The sequence below is a fragment of the Halopseudomonas laoshanensis genome (genome assembly GCF_008365385.1).
Lineage (GTDB): Bacteria > Pseudomonadota > Gammaproteobacteria > Pseudomonadales > Pseudomonadaceae > Halopseudomonas > Halopseudomonas laoshanensis.
This window is the reverse complement of record NZ_QOVF01000002.1, coordinates 588,417-606,069: the sequence shown is the minus strand read 5'-3', so window position 1 is coordinate 606,069 and position 17,653 is coordinate 588,417. Positions and strand designations below refer to the sequence as shown.

Sequence of the window (17,653 nt, the reverse complement as noted above, 5' to 3'; positions counted from 1 at the left end):
CCGGCTTTGTGGTCTGTATATCAGCGGGCCAGTTGATTGGCATGCTAACCTCTGGACACGAGTACTCAAAAAACAAAGGATTCATTCATGAAATTCAACGCCACGAAAACCCATGGTTTGATTGTTGCCGGCTTCTGCTCTGTCTTGCTGGTCGGGTGTACTACCAACCCCTACACCGGTGAGCGCGAAACAGGTAAGTCAGCCATCTATGGTCTGGGCGGTGCTGCTGCTGGCGCCGTGGTGGGCGCAGCGACTTCGAGCAAGAGTGACCGTACCAAAGGCGCACTGATTGGTGCGACCGTCGGCGGCGCTGCCGGAGCGGGTTATGGTTATTACGTTGATCAGCAGGAAGCTCGTCTGCGCCAGGAGTTGAGTGGTACAGGTGTGCAAGTGGTGCGCAACGGCGACAACCTGCAATTGGTTATGCCGGGCAATATCACTTTCGCCAGTAACTCATCCGACGTATCAAGCAGCTTCTACCCAACGCTGAACTCGCTGGTCAAGGTGTTCAAGGAGTTCGACAAGAACGGTATCGACATCGTTGGGCATACCGACAGCACTGGCGGTGCGGATCTGAACCGTCGTCTGTCTCAGGAGCGCGCTGGTAGCGTTGCTTCTTACCTGACCAATCAGGGTGTCTCAGGCGCTCGCATCAGCAGCCGTGGTGCTGGTCCGGATCAGCCTATCGCCAGCAATGATACCCAGGCCGGCCGGGCTCAGAACCGCCGCGTGGAAATCAACCTGCGTCCGCTGTAACCAGGTAATAGGCTCTACCGCGGAGTTCCTTGCGGTAGAGCCAGTACTGATTCAGTGATTGCTTTAGCATCCCGGCGGATAGTCGTGGTGCAATTTGTCCAGCAACAGATCCTTCTCTTCCCAAAGACGGTTTACCCAACGCTGAAAGTCGGCGCGGAAGACTTCGTCGTGGCGATAGTCGCCACCCAGCATCTCAGTTGGGATCGGCTTGATCTGACAGCGCACCACTACCTTCCTGATACGTCCGCTGAGCAAGTCCCAGAAAGTCGGGCTGCCGTCGGGGTAATGGATGGTGATATCCACCAGTGAACGTAGCTGCTCCCCCATCGCATCGAGTACAAAGGCGATGCCACCGGATTTGGGTTTGAGCAGATGCCGGTAGGGTGACTGTTGCTCGGCATGCTTGGCTGGCGTCAGTCGGGTGCCTTCGAGAAAATTGAATACCGCTACCGGGGTAGTCTTGAATTTTTCACAGGCCTTGCGCGTGGTTTCCACATCCTGCCCGGCCTTTTCCGGATGCCGTGCCAAATAGGCCTTGGTGTAGCGTTTCATGAACGGGAAATCCAGCGCCCACCAGCAGATGCCAATGATCGGCACCCAGATCAGTTCCTGCTTGAGAAAGAACTTGAGCATCGGCATGCGCCGATTGAAGTTGTGCTGCAATACCAGAATATCGACCCAGGTCTGATGGTTGCTGGTGACCAGATACCAGCCGTCGTAATCCAGCCGTTCGCGGCCCTGAATATCCCATTCGATGTTGCCGGTCAAAGCCATCCAGCCGCTGTTGCAGGCCATCCAGAATTCGGCGATGCGGATGATCTGCCGGGTGCAGAATACCTGCAGGCTTTTGATCGGCAGCAGTTTGATCAGCGATAGTGGAAACAACACGCTGAAACACAGGAGTGTATTGAGGATCAGCAGCAGCGCCGCGAGGGCGCCGCGTAGGCTATGAGGCAGAAAACTCAGCATTCTAAGGGCTCACTCAAAAGGCCAGTCTGTAGTGCTGGCTCGAATCTATTCATTCATCTCGGCCTGAATGGCGGTCAGAGCGATGGTGTAGACAATGTCATCCACCAGCGCGCCGCGAGACAGGTCATTTACCGGCTTGCGCAGGCCCTGCAACATCGGGCCGACACTGACCACGTTGGCGCTACGCTGCACGGCCTTGTAGGTCGTGTTGCCAGTATTCAGGTCGGGGAACACGAACACAGTGGCCTTGCCGGCCACCGGGCTGTCTGGCGCTTTTTGTGCGCCGACGCTGGCGATGGCGGCAGCATCATACTGAAGCGGACCGTCGATCAACAATGCCGGCTCGCGTTTTTTGGCTATCTGCGTGGCTTCGCGTACTTTCTCGACATCCAGGCCGGTTCCCGATTCGCCGGTCGAGTAACTGATCATCGCCACCCGCGCCGGAATGCCGAAGGCTTCTGCCGAGCGAGCACTTTGAATGGCGATCTCGGCCAGTTCTTCGGCGTTCGGGTCAGGATTCACCGCGCAGTCGCCGTAGACCAGTACCTGTTCGGGGAGCAGCATGAAAAAGATTGAAGACACCAGGTTGTAGCCGGGTGCTGTCTTGATCAGCTGAAAAGCAGGGCGAATGGTATTGGCTGTGGTGTGGATGGCGCCGGACACCAGGCCATCAACTTCATCCAGAGCAAGCATCATGGTGCCCAGTACCACGTTATCTTCCAGTTGCTGCAAGGCCATGGGTGCATTCAGACCCTTGCCCTTGCGCCTCTCGACCATCGGCAGCACGTACCGCTCGCGCACACTTTCCGGATCAATGATCTGCAGACCCTCGGGCAGGGTGATGTGCTGGGCGCGCGCTACTGCTTCTACTGACTCGCGTTTGGCCAGCAGGATGCACTGGGCAATGCCGCGGCGTTGGCAGATGGCAGCGGCCTGTACGGTGCGTGGTTCGTCGCCTTCCGGCAGCACGATGCGTTTTGCCGCTTGCTGGGCGCGGCGCATCAGTTGGTAGCGAAAGGCCGGGGGTGACATGCGCAGCTCGCGCGGGGTGTCACAGCGTTTGGCCAGCCAGGCATGGTCTATGTGTGATGCTGCGTACTCGGTTACCAGCTCGGCGCGCTCCTGATCATCCACCGGGATTTCACGATTCATGCGATCCAGGCGGGTGGCGGAGTTGAAGGTGTTGGTGGCCACGGCGAGCAGCGGCAGGCCGCCATCCAGTGCTGGCTGGCACAGCTGCATAACTCGGGCATCTGGAGTGAAATCGCTGGTCAGTAACAGCCCGGCCAGTGGCGTGCCGGCCAGCGCGGCAAGGCTGGCGGCGATGATCACGTCATCGCGATCGCCCGGCGTGACGATCAACGTGCCGGGCTTGAGGCGTTCAACAATATTCGGCACCGTACGCGCACAGAGAGCAATGTCCATCACGCGGCGGTGCTGCATGTCGCCGGGATGCAATATCGTCGCGTCGAGTAAGGCGGCGACGTCGGAGGTACGGGGCGCGTTCAATTCGTCCTGCCAGGGTACGCAGCCGATCAGACGAAACTCTTCGGTATTGAGGACGCTTGATTCCTGCTTCAGTGCCAGCGCGTACTCTTTCAGTGTGCGCTTGAGCGCATCGCGGTCCGATGGCGGATCTTCGCGCATTTCCAGATTGCGCACCTTGTTGACGATTACGCCAAGCACCTTGGGGTGGCGTGGCCCACCGAAGCCCTGGGCGTGGATCTCGATACGATCGGCCAAGCTGGCCATGTCCTGGTCATCCGGCGCGGTGACCAGGATCACATCGGCGTCCAGGCTGCGCGCCAGGTGCTGATTGATGCGGGCGGCGTAACTGGCCTGCCGGGTCGGCACCATGCCTTCGACAATCACCACATCGGCGTCTGCCGCGGTTTGCTGGAACAGGCTGATGATATCTTCGAGCACTTCGTCGAGCTGACCATTGGCCAGGCGATGTTCGACTTCAGGCAAGGTCAGCGGTGTCGGCGGAGTCAGGCCGAGCGTGCGGCTGATCAGTTCGCTGGACCGTTCTGGGCCGGTGTCACCCGGGTGTGGCTGGGCGATGGGTTTGAGAAAATGTACGCGCAGGCCGGTGCGCTGCAGCGCGCGAATCAGGCCCAGGCTGATTGAGGTCAGGCCGACGCCGAAGCCGGTAGGAGCAATAAAGAAGGTATGCATGTAACGTCCTGTCTGGTGGGGCGTGTCAGTGTGGGATCAAGGCCAGGCTCTCGTCCGCGATCTGGCGCTCTTCGTCGGTGGGTATCACCATGATAGCCGGTGAGTCGGAATGATTGATCATGCATGCCTGACCCCGCGGCGCCGATGTATTGCGCTCTGTGTCGAGTTTGAGCCCGAGCACGGTCATATGTTCCAGCGTTTTGCCGCGCACCAGGGCGGAGTTCTCGCCAATGCCGCCGGTAAAGATCAGGCCATCAAGACGCGGCAGTGCGGCGGCCAGTCCCATCAATGAGCGTGCCAGACGATAACAGAATACGTCGATCGCCAGCGCCGCGCCTGTATGGCCTTCACTGCGCGCCTGCTCCAGTTGGCGCATGTCATTGGTCAAACCGGAGAGGCCTAAAAGGCCGCTTTCGCGGTTAAGCATGGCTTCAATACGCGGCAGATCCCAGTTCAGGGTTCTGGCCAGATGGGCATGCAGGTTGGGATCGACATCGCCGCTGCGTGTGCCCATGACCAATCCCTCCAGCGGTGTAAGCCCCATGCTGGTGTCCTGGCTGCGCCCGTCGAGCACGGCGCAGCTGGAGCAGCCGTTGCCCAGGTGGGCGCTAAGCCAGGCGCCATTGTTCGGCTGCAGGCCGGCAAGTTTGCTGGCCTGGGCGCTGACATACTGATGGCTGGTGCCATGAAAGCCGTAACGGCGAATGCCATGCTCGGTATACAGCGCCTCGGGCAGAGCGTAGCGGTAGGCATGCGCGGGCATGCTCTGATGAAAGGCGGTGTCGAAGATCGCCATATGCGGGATCTGTCGGAACACACGCATGGCGGCTTCGATACCGGCCAGATTGGCCGGGTTATGCAGCGGCGCCAACGGGGCGTTGGCGCGGATGGCGTCGAGTACCTGCTGATCGATGATCTGCGCCCCGGTAAAGTGCTCACCGCCATGCACCACCCGATGGCCGACGGCACTGAGCGGCTGCCTAGCGTGGCGCTCGATCAGCGGCAGCAGTGCGGCCAGCGCGGTCGCGTGTTCGCCGTCCGCCAGCGCCAAGGTTTCCTTGTTATCTGCATTCTGCCAGGTCAGCGTGGCCTTGTTACTGCCCAGACGATCGGCCAGACCACTCAACAGCGCTGAGGAGTGAAGCTCGCTGCGCAAGGCGAATTTGATCGACGAACTGCCGCAATTGATCACCAGGACCAGTCGGTCTGACATTGATTGATAACTCCCTTCCAGCCAGCTTGAGTGCGCATTGTGGCACCGTTTCAGTCATCTTCACGGGTGGCCGTGCATCGGTCAACCCGTGCGTTATGGGGTCAATTGGCGTAAACTGGCGCGCTTCACGCAAAAAGACAGGTATCAGATTATGCAGATTGCTGCCAACAAAGCCGTATCGATTGAATACACCTTGACCAATGATGCAGGCGAAGTACTGGATTCTTCCGCTGGTGGTGGCCCGCTGGTTTACCTGCATGGCGCGGGCAATATTATCCCCGGTCTGGAGCAGGCGCTTGATGGCAAGCAGGTCGGCGATGAATTGAAAGTTTCCGTTGAGCCAGAAAACGCCTACGGCGAATTCAGTGCTGAACTGGTCGCTGTACTGGGTCGCAACATGTTCGAAGGCGTCGACGAGCTGGAAGTCGGCATGCAGTTTCACGCTTCCGGTCCTGACGGCGGCATGCAGATCGTCACTATTACTGCCGTAGAAGGTGACGAAGTGACTGTCGACGGTAACCACCCGCTCGCAGGCCAGCGCCTGACGTTTGAAGTTAAGGTCGCCGGCGTACGCGAAGCCACTGAAGATGAGCTTGCCCATGGTCATATCCATGGTGAAGGCGGCGTCGAGCACTAAGTTGCCGCGCTAGCTTCAAGCTCCAAAAAGACCGGGATATTCCCGGTTTTTTTATAACTGAATTCATCCCATGCACGGCCCGTGGCTTAGCGCGCATTATTTTCCGCCATCAATCAAATCAATAAAACCATATGGCGCTATAAATAAAACATGACCGGTCGTATAGTGATTGGCATGAACGCTATCCAGGATAAACGTGCACGCATTCTTGCGGCCGGAACTGAAGTCATGTTGCTCAAGGGTTATAACGGTACTGGGGTACAGGAAATTACCCAGAGCGCCGGTGTGCCCAAGGGCTCTTTCTATCATTACTTCGAGAGCAAGGAAGATTTTGCCATCCAGGCGCTGCATTACTATTACACCCCGCGTCTGGAGCGCTTTGCCGCTGCCTTGCAGGCCGAGGACGCTTCGCCGCGCGAGCGGGTGTTGCGCTTCTATCGCGACCTGGTCGGCTATTTTGCCAACCAGATCGAGCCGAGTCATCAGTGCTTCATCGGTAGCCTCTGCCATGAGAAAGCCGGTGACAGCCAGCCGATAGGTTATGCCGCCAGCGCCATCCTCAACCGCTCCAGCCAGGTATTGGCTGATTGTCTGGCGCAGGCCCGGGACGCCGGTGAACTGCCTGCTGACCAGGACCCCCAGGCCCTGGGCACTTTTATTGGTGCAGCGTGGGAAGGTGCGTTGCTGCGCATGAAAGTAGACCGGCAGATTGCCCCTTTGCGGGTTTTTATCGCTCAACTGGAAAGATTATTACGTCCCTGAACTGCCCAAACCCGAACAAGACGACCGGTCAACCATCTGTCGTATTAGACGATTAATTATATACGGAGTACTTGTATGTCCGCTGATACCAGCCCGCTTTTCGCCTCCTTTGAACTCGGCCCTTTGAGCCTGAGCAATCGCATCGTCATGGCGCCGATGACGCGCAACTTTTCGCCCAACGGCGTCCCTGGCGAACAGGTAGTGGAATACTACCGTCGCCGTGCTGAATCAGGTGTTGGCCTGATCATCACCGAGGGCACCACGGTAGGTCACAAGGCCGCCAATGGCTACCCGGATGTACCGGCGTTCCATGGCGAAGAAGCCCTGGCCGGCTGGAAGAAAGTAGTCGATGCCGTACACGCGGTGGGTGGCAAGATTGCTCCGCAATTGTGGCACGTAGGTAATGTGCGCCGCTTGGGCACGCCACCGGACGGCGATGTACCGGGTTACGGCCCGATGGAGAAGGTCAAGGACGGTAAAGAGCTGGTGCATGGCATGACCCACGACGATATCCAGGACGTGGTCAAGGCCTTCGCCCAGGCAGCCAAGGATGCCAAGGAAATCGGTTTTGATGCTATCGAGCTGCACGGCGCGCACGGCTACCTGATCGACCAGTTTTTCTGGGACGGCACCAACCAGCGTACCGACGAGTACGGCGGCAGCATGGAAAACCGCGCGCGCTTCGCGGTTGAGATCATCAGCGCCGTACGTGATGCGGTCGGCCCGGATTATCCGGTTATCTTCCGTTTCTCCCAGTGGAAACAGCAGGACTACAGTGCGCGTCTGGCACCCACGCCCGATCTGCTCGAAGCCTTCCTCAAGCCATTGGCTGATGCCGGCGTGGATATTTTCCATTGCTCACAGCGCCGTTTCTGGGAGCCGGAATTCGACGGTTCACCGCTTAATCTGGCGGGCTGGACACGCAACATCACCGGCAAGCCCTGCATTACCGTCGGTAGTGTGGGTCTGGATGGCGAGTTCCTGGAGTTCATGGTCAAGACCGACAAGGTCGCCGAAACCGCCAATATCGACGGTTTGCTTGAGCGCCTGGGTCAGGGCGAATTCGATCTGGTTGCCGTGGGTCGCGCTTTGATCGTTGATCCGCAGTGGGCCGACAAAGTGCGCGAAGGCCGCTTTGCCGACATTCTGCCGTTCAGCCGCGAAGCGTTGAAAACTCTTGCTTGAGCTGAAGGCTCTGGCTCAAGTTGAACTACTGCCAGCGCTACTTCCCCAGTAGTGCTGGCAAACCTGCGGGCTGCCTGGTGGCAGCCTTCAGCAAATACCCCTCGAAACGTTGTACCACGTCGCCCCAACCCAACTGGCTGGCGCGATGCCTGGCGTGCATACGTATGCTGCGCCGCCCCTCTGCATCTTTGATCAACCAGTCCAGGTTTTCCAGGAACAGACTTTCATGGCCCTCCGCCGCCAGGCAGCCACTGAACCTGTCTCTTATATGCTGGTGCGCGGCTGCCAGGTCGAAAGCGCATACCGCCAGGCCCGAGGCCATTGCCTCGGTGACGACATTGCCGAAGGTTTCGGTCACGCTGGGGAACACAAACAGATCGGCACTGGCATAGGCCTGTGTGAGCGGCTCGCCGACCAAGGCGCCGGTGAAAACAGCATCAGGCAACTGCCGCTGCAGGTCTGCTCGCGAAGGCCCGTCACCGACGATGACCAGGCGCAAGCGGGGTGAGCCGGGCACCTGGTTTTGCTGCAGCCGTTGCCAGGCCTGAACCAGTAAGCCCAGATTCTTTTCCGCCGCAAGGCGCCCCACATGCAACAACACCAGGTCAGTGTCAGCGACTTGCCAGCTGGCTCGCAATGCGCTGTTGCGGTGGCCAGGATGGAAGCGCTCGCAGTCCACACCGCGTCCTAGCAGCGCCAGATTCTGCATGCCGGCACGCATAAGCTCGCGTTGTTGGGCAGGGCTGGCGGTCAGCGTGAGCTGTGTCCGGCCGTGGAACCAGCGCAAATAGCTCATCATCGGTTTGTGAAACAGGCTCAAGCCGTAATGATCACTGTATTGCTGAAAGTTGGTATGAAAGCCGCTGATCACGGGGATACCCATGCGTCGTGCCACCCGCAGAGCTGACCAGCCCAGCGGACCCTCGGTGGCCAGGTAGATCGCGTCAGGTCTTTCGCGCCGCCATAAACGCTGCAATTTGACGCTGGCAGGTAAACCCCATTGCAGCTCGGGATAGCCAGGGATAGGTAGCCCGCGCACGCGCAGTTCGCTGAAGGCCCCGCGTAAGTCGCGGCCGATGGTTTCGCCGGTCTGGGCCGGGCGCACAAGCTGCACTGCGTGATGGCGCAGCAACAGGCCGTCGACAAGCCGGCCAAGGGTGTTGGCCACGCCATTGATTTGTGGTGAGTAGGTTTCAGTCACCAGCGCAAAGCGCTGGTTTGCCGCAATGTTATCGATCATGCCGATATTGTCATGTGAGCCAATGATGCCGGTGTGACAATAGCGTGACAGATTTATGGCAGCGGCTGGGGCCGCTCGCGAATCCACAGCAAGGTGGAGCCGGCCACGGCTGCAGGCATGACCAGCAGATTTACCAGCGGTATCAGCATGCCGAAGTACACCGGCAGGCCGAAGCTCAAGGCCAGGGTGCGCCTGCCGCGCATCCAGCGCAGCATATCGATAAAGCTGACTTGATCGTTATCCGCCTGGTAGTCAACGTACTGCACCGCCATCATCCATACGCCGAACAGCAGCAATAGGGGTGAGGAAACAAGATTGACCACTGGAATCAGCGTCAGCAACAGCAAGCCGATCAACCGCGGCAGGTAGTAGCTGATCTTGCGCAGTTCGCGGCCCAGGCTACGCGGCACTACCAGCAGAATTTCCTTGTACCCCGTGGGCGGACTGACCAGCCCACGTTCCTGCTCGGCCACCTTTTCCGCGAGGAACCCGTAGAAGGGTGAGGCAATCAGGTTGGCCACCACGCTGAAGCCGAAGAACAGCACAACCAGCACGACCAGGGCAAACAGTGGCCAGAGCAACCACTCGATAAAGGCCATCCACTCCGGCAGAGTGCCCATCAGGCGAGCCATCAGCAGATTGAACTGGGTTACGCCCCAACTGATCAAGGCGATGAATACGCCCAGGTTGAGAATGAGCGGTATCACCAGAAAACGCTTGAGCCCTGGCTGGCGTATTCTGTTCCAGCCCTCGCGCAGGTAATCAGGGCCGCGCATGGGGATGATGAGTTCTGGCATTGCTACTGTCCTTGAGTAAATGGATCGCTGCTAAGTCGGGTTTGCTCAGCATCGTCTGTGCATTATCACTATACCTGCCCTATAGGGGTAAACTATCCGGCTGATACAAGCTTTGGCATTTTCAAAGGCCCGTCGCTGCCCTAACATGCACGCAATCAAAAACCATGGTCCTGACTTGTTGTTTGGTCGTCAGGTTACCAGCCGTACCTGGCTGGCGGGTCGTTAGTTTAATTATTTGCACCGCCAGCGCGGTGTTCTGGAGGCAGTATGTCTGAAGTACGTCACACCCGGCTGATCATCCTGGGTTCCGGCCCGGCGGGCTACAGCGCCGCTGTTTATGCGGCACGTGCCAACCTGAAGCCGGTGCTGATCACGGGTATGCAGATGGGCGGTCAACTGACCACCACCACTGAAGTGGATAACTGGCCGGGCGATGTCGAAGGTCTGCAGGGTCCGGCGCTGATGGAGCGCATGCGTGAGCATGCCGAGCGTTTCGAGACCGAGATCATTTTCGACCATATCAACAAGGTCGATCTGAGCAAGCGTCCCTTCAGCCTCTGGGGTGACCAGGGTGAATATCAGTGCGACGCGCTGATCATCGCCACTGGCGCCTCTGCGCGCTACATCGGTCTGCCATCCGAAGAAGCCTTTATGGGCAAGGGTGTCTCCGCCTGCGCCACCTGTGACGGGTTTTTCTATCGCAACCAGGATGTCGCAGTAGTCGGTGGTGGTAACACCGCTGTTGAGGAGGCGCTGTACCTGGCCAATATCGCCAAGAAGGTCACGCTGGTGCACCGCCGCGAAACCTTCCGCGCAGAAAAGATTCTGATCGACAAGCTGATGGCCCGGGTTGCCGAAGGCAAGATCGAGCTCAAACTGAATGCGACGCTGGATGAAGTGCTCGGCGATGCCAGCGGTGTCACCGGCATGCGCCTGGCGCTGAATGCTGGTGGGACCGAGGACGTGAAGCTGGCGGGCGTGTTTATCGCCATCGGTCATACGCCGAATACCAGCCTGTTCGAAGGTCAGCTGAACATGAAAGATGGCTACCTGAAGATCCACAGCGGTACTGAAGGCAATGCCACTGCGACCAACGTGCCGGGCGTATTTGCCGCGGGCGATGTGGCTGACCACATTTACCGCCAGGCAATTACCTCAGCCGGTGCCGGCTGTATGGCCGCATTGGATGCCGAGCGGTATCTCGACGAGCAATAAGCGGCGGTTTGGTCAGCTGTGAATAAAGCCTCCTGCTATGGAGGCTTTTTTTATCGGCTACTCAGTCCAGAATAAAAACCCTGGTCGGCTGCAACCCGGGGAACAGCGTTGCAGGGTTGGGGTGGGGGCTCATTCGGCCCTCGCTGACTAAGGCCAGTGTCCATTGATCGCCCTGCCAGACTGCGCAATCCAACCTGCGCTCGGCGAGGGTATGTAAGCGCATGGCAAACAGGTTCTCTGCAGGATGCGGGGTGTGGCTGGCGTGTTTGAACAGCGATTCGTACAACGTCCAGCTCTGATAGAAAGCAGATACTCTCGAGTCGGCTTCACGTATGCGCTGCCTGACCCAGGGCTCCGGCAGTTGGTCGATCAGCGCGTCAAGCCGGGCAGTGCGGCGCGCTGCCGCGTATTCCAAATCAATCCCGAAACAGCGATCGGCCAAGCCGACTACTACCCGACCCTTTTTGTGGGTGATATTGGCGTACCATCCCGAATGCAGGCCAGGATGGGTGGGCTTGCCATGGCCGCGAGCGCTCCAGAGTGCAGGGGGGCAATGCATGCCCAGTTGCGTAGCGAGCTCGCTGAGAAGCTCGCGGGCGTAGCTGGAGTAGGCTGGTCCGTTGTGGCTGGCGGCATGCTCGTTGACCAGGTCGCCGCCAGCCAGTAACAGCCGTGGAGAGCTTTCCTGGAGTTTATTCAGCGAGGGTGACAACGTCGCCCCGTAGTGCGACTCCAGCCATGATCGCTCCGGCGTGACACTCGAATTCGGTGCGCGACACGTTCGGCTGCTGCTTGTAATAGCTTTCAATGTTGATAACCGCATTGCCGCCTTCCGTTCTGACGCGGTCCTGCAAAGACAGCAGCGCGGACAGCATCACCCAGTTGCAGGCGGCCTGATCGCTTTTGCCAAAGGCATTGGTTTTCTTGTTGGTAACAAAATTGCCGTGCTCCTCAAGCACCTTGCCGTGCGGGGCGTCGGCGAAGATGAACTTGATCGACGGGTCAAGCTTCTGTTTCGCATCAGGCGTATTCATGGCGGATTCCACCGACAGCATATGCACCGTGTCCCGCGCCTGTGCCGATGGCGCCAGCAACGCGATCAGCAGACCGCCGATAGCCAATGACAGCGTATTCATTCCTTTATGCATGATTATTCCCTTTTGTTGGTTTTCAGGTTGGCGGAGCGGAGTTCAATCCCAGCGACCAATAATGATTGAAGTATTGATACCGCCGAAAGCAAAATTATTGCTCATCACGTACGGGCAGTCGAGCTGCCGCGGTTCACCGATAATATAGTCCAGCGGCGCGCAGGCGGGGTCTGGGGACTCCAGATTGGCGCAGACATGAAAACGTCCGCTGCGCTGCATCTCGATCGCGGCCCAGGCTTCCAGCGCACCGCAGGCACCCAGGGTATGCCCGGTAAAACTCTTGAGTGCACTGATGGCTGCGTGTTGGCCAAACACGGCGTGGGTGGCTTGGCTCTCGGCAACGTCCCCCAGACTGGTAGCAGTGCCATGTGCGCTGATATAACCGATCTGCTCCGCACTCAGGTTGGCATCTGCCAGGGCAAGTCGAATAGCCTGCTCCATCATCGCCGCATCGGGTTGCGTCACATGCCGGCCGTCGCTGTTGGTACCAAACCCTAGAATTTCCGCGTGAATGGTCGCGCCGCGCGCCAGCGCATGCTCCAGCTCTTCAAGAATCAGCGTACCTGCACCTTCACCCACCACCAGACCATCTCGATCCTTGTCGAATGGCCGAGGCGAGGTGTGGGGTGCGTCATTGCGCGTGCTGGTAGCAAACAAGGTGTCAAATACCGCGGCTTCAGCGGCAGAAAGCTCCTCGCAGCCGCCGGCCACCATCGCTGTTTGTCGACCAAAACGGATCGCCTCGTAGGCATAGCCTATGCCCTGACTGCCCGAGGTGCAGGCGCTTGACGTGGTATGGATGCGGCCGCGCATGCCGAAAAACACGCCGATGTTCACCGCTGCGGTATGCGCCATCATGCGTATATAGGAATTGGCATTAAGACCGTCGGTGGATTTGTTCAGCAGCATATTGCCGAAGTCCGCCACTGCATCGGGTTCGCCGGCTGAAGCACCGTAGGCGATGCCCATATCGCCGCTGGTGAGCAACGGGCTGTCGAGCAATCCGGCGTCGATCAGCGCCAGTTCCGTAGCACGGGTGGCCATCTGGGCGCCGCGGCCCATGCTGCGCAACACCCGCCGGTTGTACTGCGCGGGCAAACTGAAATCACTGACCGGCGCGCCGAGCCGCGTGTGCAGGCCGTCGTATTCCGACCAGTCGGGCATATAGCGTATACCCGTTTCGGCGCGATCCAGTCGGCCCTGAATCGTCGCCCAATCATTGCCTATCGGGGAAAAGCCAGCCATACCGGTGACCACTACGCGGCGTCCAAGCCCGTCCTGGCGTCGAGTATCAGTCATCAGCACATGCCTCCGTTAACCGAAAAGACCTGCCGGGTAATGTAACCGGCATCCGCCGAACATAAAAAGGCGACGGTGGCGGCGACCTCTTCAGCGGAACCCAGGCGCTGCATGGGAATGGCCTTGAGCGCTTCGTCGATCACATGCTGCTCGACCATCTCGGTATCAATCAGCCCCGGGGCGACACAATTGACAGTGATTTTGCGTTTCGCCAGCTCTACTGCCAGGGCTTTCATCGCGCCAATCAGGCCCGCTTTCGAGGCGCTGTAATTGACTTGCCCACGATTGCCCATGATGCCGGACACCGAAGACATGACCACGATACGCCCTGGCTTGCGCCGCCGTATCATTGGCATGCACAGCGGCTTCAATACGTTGTAGAAACCATCGAGATTGGTGTGAATGACGCTGTCCCAATCGCTGTCGCTCAGGGCAGGAAAGGCGCCGTCGGCGGTGATGCCGGCATTGCATACCACACCATAATAGGCGCCGTGTGTTTCCACGTCGGCTTCCAGGGCTGCACAGGCGGCCTGGCGATCAGCGACGTCAAAGCAGAGTATGCGCGCCTGTCGGCCGAGGGCTTCTATCTCTGCTGCCACTGCTGCTGCAGCGTCCTTTTGCTGTCGGCAATGCAGGACGATATCAAACCCGTCACGTGCCAGGCGTAACGCAACGGCTCTACCGATGCCGCGGCTGGATCCCGTTACCAGTATGGTATTGCTCATGGTTGTTCTCCTTTTTGCATTGCTGCCAGCGCCTCTTCCGAATCAGGCTGGAACACACTGAGTACGGCGCTGGCCAACGGGTTTTCATGTTCATCCAGCAACTGGCAATGAAAGGCCGCCAGGCCGTTGGCGGCTCTGAAGTCCTGCTTGATATCGACCAATACCGGGCTCCCGAACGGGAAATATTCGCGGCTGCAGTCATAGCGCCTGCTGCCGAGCAGGAAACCAACCTGGGGAGGGCGATCTTCTGCCCGCTCCTGCACGCCGGCCCAGGCGGCAACGGCCTGGGCCATCCACTCCAGGCCTACCCATCCTGGGATGCCCCAGGCTGTGGCAAATACGTCCGCTTTGGTCGGCACTACCTGGGCGCGCAGACATTCCGCATCAACGCGCAAGATACTATCCAGCAGGCACATGCCGCGCTGATGCGGCACATAGGGGGCAATAGGGCAGGGCAGCGTCACATTGGCATGGTAGGTGGTGGTCATTCGCAGCGCTCCAGAAGCAGGGCGATGTTATTGCCGCCGAAGGCAAAGGAGTTGCTCATTGCCCGGTGATAACGGCGCGCAGGTTCAGCAGCGGCGGCGCCTACGTAGGTGAGCAGTGGTATTTCTGCATCGATGGGGCCGTCATGCACCTGCGGTGGCAGCTTGCCCGCGTGCAGCGACAGCCAGCAGAATCCTGCTTCCAGCGCGCCGCAGGCGCCCAGGGTGTGGCCGGTCAGTGCTTTGGTGGAACTGCAAGGCAAGGCGCCGCCGAACACCTGATCTACCGCCAGAGCTTCCATGGCGTCGTTCTGGCGTGTCGCGGTGCCGTGCAGGTTCAGGTAATCGATCTCGGCGGCCGGTACCTGCGCCATGTGCAGAGCCGCCTGCATGGCGGCGATGGCGCCTTCCCCGCCGGGATGCGGTGCCGAGATATGGTAGGCATCACTGGTTTCACCATAGCCGGCCAGTTGTATGCCACCGGTCTCTTTGGTAACCAGAAAAAGCGCGGCAGCTTCACCGAGGTTGATCCCGTCGCGGTCACGGGTGAAGGGTTGGCAGGGCTCGTCACTCAGCGCCTGCAGTGAAGCAAATCCGTTGACCGTCAGACCGCACAGGCTGTCCGCTCCGCCAGCAATCACCGCATCGCAGAGCCCGGCCGCGAGCATTCGATAGGCGCTGGCCAAGGCGCGGGCACTGGAGGTACAGGCGGTTGAAAGGGTATAGGCAGGTGCATCTGGTAGCTGCAGCCACTCAGCGACAAAACGGGCGGGCGAGCCGATCTCATGGCGTTGATAGCGGAAATCAGTCGGCCAGCTCTGGTCTTGCAGGCGTTGGCGCAGGGCTATTTCGGTTTCGCCGATCCCCGACGTGCTGGTGCCGAGAATCACGCCGATACGCGCCTGTGGCTGGCGCAGGCGGAAAGCCTCGAGCTCGGGCTGCAGTTGTTCAAGGGCTGCAGCGAGTAGCTGGTTGTTGCGCGAGCGGTGCTCTGCCGGCCAGCTGGCCGTGTCCGGCAGATCTGCCAGCAGCCGCCCCAGGGGTAGGGGGCGGCCAGGGGTAAAGCCATCGTCGTGGGTAAAGCCGCGGGTGCCGCTGAATAGCGCGCTGCTGATGCTGGCGAGATCGCTTCCCAGCGAACAGATCAGCGCGGGGGTTGATAGGCGGCATGGCGTCAAACGGGTGGACATAAAAGCTCTTTATTTTGACCGGCTAATTCAATCGGGATGATATACAGGCGATGACCTGTCTGAATGTCGTCGATAAGTTTGCATTGCTCAGACAGCTTGATACTGGCCACCCTTTGACCCCGATGATAAACGCTGTGTCCCGAATCGTCTCGCCGCACGGACCAGGCGCTGTGTTGGAACTGGTTTTCCAGCTCCGCCACGGGCCAGAGGGTCCAGGCCAGCCTGCTGGCAAGCCAGTGTGCGGAAAACGGCGGCTCGAAAAGCGCATCGGGCAAAAATCTTGCGCCGTCGCTGTCCATTACCAGCGTCAGTAGCCGCTGGCCTTGCGGGCTCAGCAGGGCCATGCGCAGCGAGTCATGGTCGTGCTGAATGACGCCGAGCAATTCCTGATTGTGCTTGGCTGATTCAATAATCAGCCGTTCCATGCGTTTTGGCTCCGGGGCGAGCCTCGTCAGGTCGGGCAAGGCCGCCTGCTCGGCTCTGCCGGCGCAACCGGCCAGCAGTATCAGCGCCAGGACACCAAGGGCGCAGGCCCGGCGGGCGAACCTTGGAAGAACTGCGGCCATGATCATGTGTCCGGTTGCTGCGCAGCGGGCACGGACGACTCGGTCACTGAGGCGGCCAGTGCGTCAAGCCGACGCTTGCTGGCGGCAACCAGGGGGTTGGCTAGATCCCAGGCGTAGCCGGCCAGTACCGAGCTGATCAGTTGGCGAATACGGGGCGGCTGGTTCGCGCTGAATATGATGCGCGGCAACCGCCCGTCGTACCAGGCTTCGACAAACTCGCGGAAGGTGGCGACCCCCCGACGTAGCGGTTGCTCGAATTCAGTCTGCCAATCCACGCTGTCGCCGTGCAGTTGGCGCTCCACCAGCGGGGCTGCGCGCAGAGCGGAATCAAGCGCAATGGTTACCCCCGAAGAGAAAACCGGATCGAGAAACTCGCCGGCATTGCCGAGCAACGCGAATCCGGGACCATGCAGGCTTGTGACGTCGGCAGAATAGCCCTCAAGCCTGCCGGTATCCCGTACCGGGGTCGCGCGGGCTAGCAGTGCGGCAAGGCGCGGCTCCTGACCGATAAAGTGCCAAAGCCGGCTTTCGTCATCTGCTCCTGCGGCTTGTAATGCTTCCTGGCTGGCGACGACGCCTACCGAGGCACGGCCGTTGCTGAACGGGATCAGCCAGTACCACACGCCCGCGTGCTGCGGATGCAGCCCGATAAGGATTTTCTCCCGGTCATAGTCGGAACAGTCAATCCGATCTTCAATGTGCGTGAACAGAGCGCATCTGGACTCCAGCGTCGATGCTTTGCTCAGCCCGGCCAGCCGCGACAGCACCCGGCCATAGCCACTGGCGTCGAGAACAAAGCGTGCCTGTAACTGGCGGCTGTGGCCCTGGGCATCGACCAGGGTAAGGCGGGGCGCCACCGGGTCGGCATGAAAATCTTCGACCCGCGTATCGAACTCGACACTGGCGCCAGCGGCAACGGCGCCCTCAATCAGGCGCTGATCGAAGTCGGCACGTTCCACCTGCCAGGTAGTGCCGGGTCCGGGGCTAAACTTGTCACGGAAATCGATAGCAGTGTCCGAGCCCCGCCAGGTAAAGGCGGCGCCATTTTTGACCTGAAAACCGCCCGCGGTTGCGGCTTCAAGCAGGCCGCAATTTTCCAGGTGCACCATGCATTGCGGCAGCAGGCTTTCGCCGATGGAGAAGCGAGGAAACTGCGTGCGCTCGATCACATGCACCCGCAGGCCTTTGCGTGCCAGCCATGCCGCGGCAGCGGCACCGGCAGGGCCAGCGCCGATGATGGCGACGTCCGTGTTTTCAATCTGCGCTGCGGGCTTGTCCATACTGGTGG

Annotated in this window: 18 protein-coding genes; 5 read left to right on the top strand and 13 right to left on the bottom strand. The window is 59.7% G+C overall.

Features of this window, described 5'->3' with window-relative positions; translation table 11 throughout:
* The first annotated feature begins 87 nt into the window (after positions 1 to 87).
* Positions 88 to 756, top strand: coding sequence for a YiaD family glycine zipper/OmpA-like lipoprotein (locus DT594_RS09330; RefSeq protein ID WP_149332418.1), 669 nt, complete (start codon positions 88 to 90; stop codon positions 754 to 756).
* Positions 757 to 819: 63 nt separating this feature from the next.
* Here the strand turns inward: DT594_RS09330 and DT594_RS09325 are convergent, their stop codons facing one another.
* Genes DT594_RS09325 through DT594_RS09315 form a run of 3 tightly spaced genes read right to left on the bottom strand, consistent with a single transcriptional unit; the run spans position 820 to position 5,116 of the window.
* The gene (locus DT594_RS09325; protein ID WP_149332417.1) at positions 820 to 1,725 is read right to left on the bottom strand and encodes an acyltransferase; all 906 of its coding nucleotides are present in this window, start codon (positions 1,723 to 1,725) and stop codon (positions 820 to 822) included.
* A gap of 45 nt (positions 1,726 to 1,770) precedes the next feature.
* Positions 1,771 to 3,903, bottom strand: a complete 2,133-nt coding sequence (gene pta, locus DT594_RS09320; protein ID WP_149332416.1) for a phosphate acetyltransferase — start codon at positions 3,901 to 3,903, stop codon at positions 1,771 to 1,773.
* 25 nt (positions 3,904 to 3,928) lie between these two features.
* Positions 3,929 to 5,116 (bottom strand): acetate/propionate family kinase, encoded by a 1,188-nt coding sequence (locus DT594_RS09315; protein ID WP_149332415.1) that lies wholly within the window; start codon positions 5,114 to 5,116, stop codon positions 3,929 to 3,931.
* A gap of 151 nt (positions 5,117 to 5,267) precedes the next feature.
* Between DT594_RS09315 and DT594_RS09310 the strand changes: the two genes are divergently transcribed.
* The 3 genes from DT594_RS09310 to DT594_RS09300 all read left to right on the top strand — a co-directional run bounded on the left by DT594_RS09310 (position 5,268) and on the right by DT594_RS09300 (position 7,700).
* Positions 5,268 to 5,753: an FKBP-type peptidyl-prolyl cis-trans isomerase gene (locus tag DT594_RS09310; RefSeq protein ID WP_149332414.1), complete on the top strand. Its 486-nt coding sequence runs from the start codon at positions 5,268 to 5,270 to the stop codon at positions 5,751 to 5,753.
* Positions 5,754 to 5,903: 150 nt separating this feature from the next.
* Complete coding sequence (locus tag DT594_RS09305) at positions 5,904 to 6,515, top strand: TetR/AcrR family transcriptional regulator (RefSeq protein ID WP_425460532.1); 612 nt, start codon at positions 5,904 to 5,906, stop codon at positions 6,513 to 6,515.
* A gap of 75 nt (positions 6,516 to 6,590) precedes the next feature.
* Positions 6,591 to 7,700, top strand: coding sequence for an NADH:flavin oxidoreductase (locus DT594_RS09300; RefSeq protein WP_149332413.1), 1,110 nt, complete (start codon positions 6,591 to 6,593; stop codon positions 7,698 to 7,700).
* Between the two features lie 37 nt (positions 7,701 to 7,737).
* Here DT594_RS09300 and DT594_RS09295 read toward each other — a convergent pair whose 3' ends face one another.
* Both DT594_RS09295 and cysZ read right to left on the bottom strand, forming a co-directional pair.
* Entirely contained in the window at positions 7,738 to 8,940 is a 1,203-nt protein-coding gene (locus DT594_RS09295; RefSeq protein ID WP_149332412.1) for a glycosyltransferase family 4 protein, read from the bottom strand.
* A 53-nt stretch (positions 8,941 to 8,993) separates the two neighbouring features.
* Positions 8,994 to 9,737 carry a sulfate transporter CysZ gene (gene cysZ, locus DT594_RS09290; protein WP_149332411.1) on the bottom strand — a complete coding sequence of 248 codons (744 nt, stop codon included), beginning with the start codon at positions 9,735 to 9,737 and terminating at the stop codon, positions 8,994 to 8,996.
* A gap of 267 nt (positions 9,738 to 10,004) precedes the next feature.
* Here cysZ and trxB point away from each other — a divergent pair, with 267 nt between their 5' ends.
* On the top strand, positions 10,005 to 10,952 hold the full coding sequence (trxB, locus tag DT594_RS09285) for a thioredoxin-disulfide reductase (RefSeq protein ID WP_149332410.1): 948 nt from the start codon (positions 10,005 to 10,007) through the stop codon (positions 10,950 to 10,952).
* Positions 10,953 to 11,013: 61 nt separating this feature from the next.
* Here the strand turns inward: trxB and DT594_RS09280 are convergent, their stop codons facing one another.
* From DT594_RS09280 to DT594_RS09245, 8 genes are read right to left on the bottom strand one after another with little or no spacing between them, the layout of a single operon-like run.
* Positions 11,014 to 11,664: a 4'-phosphopantetheinyl transferase family protein gene (locus tag DT594_RS09280; protein ID WP_149332409.1), complete on the bottom strand. Its 651-nt coding sequence runs from the start codon at positions 11,662 to 11,664 to the stop codon at positions 11,014 to 11,016.
* The gene (locus DT594_RS09275) at positions 11,645 to 12,100 is read right to left on the bottom strand and encodes an excinuclease ATPase subunit (RefSeq protein WP_246164599.1); all 456 of its coding nucleotides are present in this window, start codon (positions 12,098 to 12,100) and stop codon (positions 11,645 to 11,647) included. Before DT594_RS09275 ends, DT594_RS09280 begins: the two co-directional genes overlap by 20 nt.
* A 42-nt stretch (positions 12,101 to 12,142) precedes the next feature.
* Positions 12,143 to 13,399 (bottom strand): beta-ketoacyl-ACP synthase, encoded by a 1,257-nt coding sequence (locus DT594_RS09270; RefSeq protein WP_149332408.1) that lies wholly within the window; start codon positions 13,397 to 13,399, stop codon positions 12,143 to 12,145.
* On the bottom strand, positions 13,399 to 14,124 hold the full coding sequence (fabG, locus tag DT594_RS09265; RefSeq protein WP_149332407.1) for a 3-oxoacyl-ACP reductase FabG: 726 nt from the start codon (positions 14,122 to 14,124) through the stop codon (positions 13,399 to 13,401). Before fabG ends, DT594_RS09270 begins: the two co-directional genes overlap by 1 nt.
* The gene (locus DT594_RS09260) at positions 14,121 to 14,612 is read right to left on the bottom strand and encodes a hotdog family protein (protein ID WP_149332406.1); all 492 of its coding nucleotides are present in this window, start codon (positions 14,610 to 14,612) and stop codon (positions 14,121 to 14,123) included. Before DT594_RS09260 ends, fabG begins: the two co-directional genes overlap by 4 nt.
* Positions 14,609 to 15,799 carry a beta-ketoacyl-[acyl-carrier-protein] synthase family protein gene (locus tag DT594_RS09255; RefSeq protein ID WP_149332405.1) on the bottom strand — a complete coding sequence of 397 codons (1,191 nt, stop codon included), beginning with the start codon at positions 15,797 to 15,799 and terminating at the stop codon, positions 14,609 to 14,611. The genes DT594_RS09260 and DT594_RS09255 overlap by 4 nt, the downstream gene beginning before the upstream one ends.
* Entirely contained in the window at positions 15,784 to 16,371 is a 588-nt protein-coding gene (locus DT594_RS09250; protein WP_149332404.1) for a DUF3261 domain-containing protein, read from the bottom strand. The genes DT594_RS09255 and DT594_RS09250 overlap by 16 nt, the downstream gene beginning before the upstream one ends.
* Entirely contained in the window at positions 16,368 to 17,645 is a 1,278-nt protein-coding gene (locus tag DT594_RS09245) for an NAD(P)/FAD-dependent oxidoreductase (protein ID WP_149332403.1), read from the bottom strand. Before DT594_RS09245 ends, DT594_RS09250 begins: the two co-directional genes overlap by 4 nt.
* Between the last annotated feature and the right edge of the window lie 8 nt (positions 17,646 to 17,653).